4 protein-coding genes and 1 tRNA gene are annotated in these 5,172 nt (G+C 76.0%); 1 reads left to right on the plus strand and 4 read right to left on the minus strand.

The genetic code is table 11. The features are described 5' to 3' along the window. Window positions 1-1,556: peptidoglycan-binding protein (locus EF903_RS34845; RefSeq protein WP_260616047.1), on the minus strand; the 1,556-nt coding region annotated here is incomplete at its 3' end. Between the two features lie 186 nt (window positions 1,557-1,742). On the opposite strand from EF903_RS34845, the gene EF903_RS28415 reads away from it, so the two are divergent. Then, window positions 1,743-1,816 (plus strand) — tRNA-Lys (locus EF903_RS28415). 47 nt (window positions 1,817-1,863) lie between these two features. On the opposite strand, the gene EF903_RS28420 is transcribed toward EF903_RS28415, so the two are convergent. The 3 genes from EF903_RS28420 to EF903_RS28430 form a co-directional block, all read right to left on the minus strand. Next, the gene (locus EF903_RS28420) at window positions 1,864-2,670 is read right to left on the minus strand and encodes a class F sortase (RefSeq protein ID WP_260616048.1); all 807 of its coding nucleotides are present in this window, start codon (window positions 2,668-2,670) and stop codon (window positions 1,864-1,866) included. A gap of 10 nt (window positions 2,671-2,680) precedes the next feature. Beyond that, a complete protein-coding gene (locus EF903_RS28425) occupies window positions 2,681-3,415 on the minus strand; it encodes a hypothetical protein (protein ID WP_125547881.1) in 735 nt (244 codons plus the stop codon). 78 nt (window positions 3,416-3,493) lie between these two features. Further along, window positions 3,494-4,273 (minus strand): HAD-IIA family hydrolase, encoded by a 780-nt coding sequence (locus tag EF903_RS28430; RefSeq protein WP_114057683.1) that lies wholly within the window; start codon window positions 4,271-4,273, stop codon window positions 3,494-3,496. Between the last annotated feature and the right edge of the window lie 899 nt (window positions 4,274-5,172).

Here is a 5,172-nt window from a genome sequence, read left to right on the forward strand (position 1 = left end):
GCGCCGGGGCGTGCCGGGGCAGCCGGTTTGCCGGCGGGCGACCCGGCCGGGCCCGCCGCCGGGTCGATGGTCGGGCGGATGTCCTTGCCCCCGCCCTCGACCAGCAGCTGCCAGGTGGCCGGGCCGGGGATGCCGTCCGCGTCTGCGCCCGTCCAGCCCTGCGCGCTCTGGAACGCCTGGGTCGCCAGCCGGTCGGCGTCACTCCACTTCGTGCTGGGGCCCTTGGGGTAGAAGCGGCGGCCGCCGCGCTCGATGAGCATCCGGCCGAGTTCGGCGACGTGCGGGTTGTCGGCGCCCGGCCCGAACATGGCCGCGCCGGGGAACGCCTTCGACGGCGCCGCCGGCTTCGGGTCCGCTCCCGGGTCGGGGGCGGTCGGTTCCGGGGCCGGGGCGGTGAGGCCGCCCGTCACCCCGGTGAACCGGTACGGGACGTACTTGGCGGCGTTGTTCCAGTACCCGTACGGGGTCGCCGCCTTCCGCGTGGCCGGACGCGTCTGCTCGTACGCCGTGTAGTGCGTGCGCGTCTCGTCGACCCAGCCTCCGAAGAGGACGACGTGCGAGCCGTTGGTCGGGTCGGCCGGGTTGTGGAAGAGCAGCATGTCGCCCGGCAGCAGCTCGTCCTTGGTGATCCGGGTCGCGAACTTGTCGAGGCTGCCGGTCCACTCGTTCGAGCCGAGGTTCCAGGCCATGGAGACGTAGCCGGAGCAGTCCTGCCGGTATCCGTCGGTCCAGTACGAGGACATGCTGTACGGGACCTTGGCGTCCAGCCACAGCTTCGCCCGGTTGATGATCGTGGCCCGGTCGATCCGCCGCACCGAGGAGGGCGCGCCCGGCGCGCCGCCCGGCTTCACCGGCCCGGGGCGGCCGTGCAGCGGGGAGCGGTCGCCCTGCGGGGTGCTCGCCGGGTCGTCGCGGACGTCCGGAGCGGGGCGGGCGCCCGAGTCGTCGCGGCTGTTCCCCCCGGGGCGGGCGCCCGGGTCGTCGCGGACGTCCCTGCCGGGGCGGGCACCCGAGTCGTCGCGGACGTCCCTGCCGGGGCGGGCGCCCGGGTCGTCGCGGCGGGTGTCCTGGCCGTCGGCAGGCCGCCGCGGCTTGGCGGCGGCCGCGGGCCGCGGGTCCGCGGTGGGCCGGGTGCGGGCCTCGGCGGCCCCGGGCCGGGTGGTTTCGGCGGCCCCGGGCCGGGCGTCCGCCGCGTCCCCGGTACGGGCATCCGCGGCGGCCCCCGAGAGGATGTCCGCCGCGTCCGCGCCGCCCGCCGCGCCGGCCTCGCGGCTCGGGGCCGTGCCCGCCGGGGTGTCGGTGGCCGGGGTGTGGGCCGCCAGCGCGGTCGAGGCCGTGCCGCCGCCGAGTACGACCCCCGCGGCCGTGGCCAGGACGAGCGCCCGGCGCGCACCCCGGGCGGCCGGGTGGCCGCCGTCCCGGAGCGGTATGGCCCTGGCACGGGCGAGGGAGCGGCGGCGCTCCGCGCAGCCCGGGCAGCCGCAGTCCCCTGCGGGCTCGTACTCCTCGAAAACGGGCGTCGGCATCGGCACATGCACCGGGGGCTGCATCGTCATGCGGTTCCGTCCACTCCCCTGCTCGTGGCTGATCGGGGCCGCCGCAGATCTGTCGGGGCGTCAGATTCGGCTCGACCCAGACATATCGTGCACGATAAACCGCTCAAACATGGGCTAATCGGACAAGGTGGGCGCGGCTGGTCATGAGCACCCCTGCAGGTGGGGTAGAGTTTTCCCTGTCAGCAGGCGCCGCTAGCTCAGTTGGTTAGAGCAGCTGACTCTTAATCAGCGGGTCCGGGGTTCGAGTCCCTGGCGGCGCACGACAAGGGGAAGCCCCTCGCAGTGAGAACTGCGAGGGGCTTCTTCGTCATGCGGCCCGGCCTCCCGGCGGCCCCACCGGAACCACCGGAACCGCCCGATGCCCCGGCGCACCCGCCGCGCCCGCGGCCCCCGCCGCTTCGGCGCCCTGATTCGCACCCGTACGGCCGCCCGGCCCTGCTCCGCCCGGGGGCGTGGCGGCGGCGCGGCCCGTCAGGTACGCCGACACCACCACGTTCGCCGTGTACGCGCCGGCCTTCTGGTCGTACGTGCCCCCGCACGTCACCAGCCGCAGCTCGGCGCGCCCCGGCACGAGCGCGCCGTACGCCCGGTCGGCGTCGAAGCGGGAGCGCTCGTGGACCCGTACGTCCTCGACCGTGAACTCGGCGACCGCCCCGTCGGCCCGCGCCACCCGCACCTTGGCTCCCGGCCGGAGCGTGCTCAGGCCGTAGAAGACCGCCGGCTTCGAGCGGGTGTCGACATGCCCCACGAGCAGTGCGGCCCCCGCCTCGCCCGGCTTCGGGCCCGCCCCCCACCAGCCGACCGCGCCGGGCCGGTCGTACGGCGGCGGGTCGATCGCGCCCTGCGCGTCGAGGCCGCGGGCCACCACGGGGGCCTGCACGCCGAGCGACGGCACGTCGACCCGCACCGGGACCGACGCCGCGAGCGGGGCGTGCGCCGCGGGCAGGCCCGGCACCGGGTACGCGGCCCCGCCGGACGGCCCCGCGCCCGGCCGCTCCGGCATCCCGGTGATCTCGCGGCCCCACAGCCACAGCCCGAGCACCAGTACCGTCCAGGCGGTGAAGCCGAGCAGGCGCCCGCCGGCGGACCGCCTCGGCTCGGCCGTGCCCGTCACCGCCCGGACCTCACTCGCCGCTGCGGCGGCGGCGCAGCACCAGGGCCCGGCCGGCGACGGCCAGGGTCGCCGCGGCCGCCAGGACCGCGCCGACCACGGTGTGCGGCAGCCCCGGGCCACCGCCCTCGCCCTCGCCTTCGCCCTTGCGTGCGGCCGCCGCCTGCCCGGTGATGCGGGACGCGTCGGCGACCTCGGCGGCCATGCCGCCGCCGCCCGCGTGGACCGGGTGCACCGGCGACTTGTGCGGCTCGGGGCGCGTGTCGCGGCCCTCCGCGTGCGGCACGACCTCGACGGAGCCGCGCAGCTCGTCCGCCTCGCAGCGGACCGTCACCTCGTGCCGGCCGGGCCGGGCGCGCGAGCTGATCACGGCGTCGCCCCACAGGGGCTTGGCGGCGGCGCCGTCGGCCTTCGCGGACTCGTCGGCCCTGTCGGCACCGCCCGGCTTCTCGGCCTTCTCGGCCTTCTCGGCCTTGTCGCTGCCGTGGCCGGCGGACAGGTGGACGTCGGAGACGAAGACGGAGGACTTCGCCACCGCCCAGCGGCCCTTGCAGCCGGTCACGTGCACCTTGACCTGCGCACCGGGCGCCGCCCGGTGCGGATCGACCGAGACGGTCCCGTGGTCCTGCCCGGCGGCGGCGGCGGGCACACCGGGTGCGGCCATCGCGGCCGCCGCCGCGAGGACCGCGGCCACCCCGCCCGCGCGGACCCCACGGCGGACACGTACGGCGATCAGAGCACTGCGCATGGTGAACCTCCTCTCAAGGAGGTTCACGCGCGGCGGCGGGCTCCGCATCCGGAGGGGCTCGCCGCCCACCCGAACGGATCAGACGAGATCGACCAGGTCGGCGATGGAGTCGACGGTCTTCGTAGGCCGGTAGGGGAACTTCTCGGTGTCCTCGACCGTGGTCAGGCCCGTCAGCACGAGGAAGGTCTGCATGCCCGCCTCCAGCCCGGCCAGCACGTCGGTGTCCATCCGGTCGCCGATCATCGCGCTGGTCTCGGAGTGGGCGCCGATCGCGTTCAGACCCGTACGCATCATCAGCGGGTTCGGTTTGCCCGCGAAGTACGGGCGCTTCCCGGTCGCCTTCGTGATCAGCGCGGCGACGGCGCCGGTCGCGGGCAGCGGGCCCTCGGTGGAGGGGCCCGTCTCGTCCGGGTTGGTGCAGATGAAGCGGGCGCCCGCGTTGATCAGGCGGACCGCCTTCGTCATCGCCTCGAAGCTGTACGTGCGGGTCTCCCCGAGGACGACGTAGTCCGGGTCGTGGTCGGTGAGGATGTAGCCGATGTCGTGCAGGGCCGTCGTCAGGCCCGCCTCGCCGATGACGTACGCGGTGCCGCCGGGGCGCTGGTCGTCGAGGAACTTGGCGGTGGCCAGTGCGGACGTCCAGATGTTCTCGACGGGGACGTCGAGGCCCATGCGGCTCAGGCGGGCCTGGAGGTCGCGGGGCGTGTAGATGGAGTTGTTCGTCAGGACCAGGAAGGGCTTGCCGGACTCGCGCAGCCGCTTGATGAAGGCGTCGGCCCCGGGGATCGGGGTGCCCTCGTGGATGAGGACCCCGTCCATGTCGGTGAGCCAGGATTCGATCGGCTTGCGCTCTGCCACTGGACTGTTCTCCGCTCTCGGGTGGCCGTTGCCCCTGACCCGGTCCCGGCCCGTGCACTGTGGTCTGTACCGCCACCCTAGCGGGGCGGGCGTCGGACGTCCCGGGGCGTCCACGGCCCGGACGGTCGGGGGCGGCCCGGCCGAGGGCAGGACGGCGAAGGCCCGATCGGCCCTCTCGGTGACACGGGAGAGGAGTTGGGGTCGACGGGCGTCAAAGGGGTCGCCGTCGGCACCGAGCGGTACGCCGTCGAGGCCGGCCCTCGGCGGAAACGCCGATGGGGCGAGGGCGGTGGGGTCCGCGTCGAGGACCCGCGGACATCGTCCTGGACGCAACCGTACGGAATCCCGGGGCCTTTGGCGTGCACGGAGGTGCCGCGCTCGGCGGGACCGGAACCGCCGCGGCGGTCCGAGGCGGTGTGCCCGTGGTTGGTGGGGCGCGGAGAAGATCAGACCGTGCCGGTCGGTGGCGGAAGTCGTCGCGGACGCGGTGCTCGCCCGGCCACGCCCCCGCCGCGACGGTCGACCAGCCCGGCCGCGCGGAGGAGGTCGCGGCCGGCCTGGAGGAGGCTCTCCGCGGGGAGGCCCTGCGCATGGCGCGGCGGCGGCCCCGACGCGGTCGAGGACGGCCCCGCCGAGACCGGTGACGGGCATCTGGGCACGGGCGCCGCGGTGGCCCGGCGTCCGTGCAGCGCAGGCGACACGCACTCCTCCGGAGAGGCGGGGGCGGGCGTTCGGCGGAGCGGGGCGGCAGGTCACACGGGGCCGCCTTACGGGATCGGGGTGGCGGTGGGTTGCGCGTCGGCCGGGGCGCACCGACGTGCAGGCGTCGCCGCGCCCGTGGAGCCGGAGACGCGCGGAGGCATGCGGGCACACGGGTCTCCCCGCAGGCTGCCCCGGTC

The organism is Streptomyces sp. WAC05292 (assembly GCF_003949955.1).
Taxonomy (GTDB): domain Bacteria; phylum Actinomycetota; class Actinomycetes; order Streptomycetales; family Streptomycetaceae; genus Streptomyces; species Streptomyces globosus.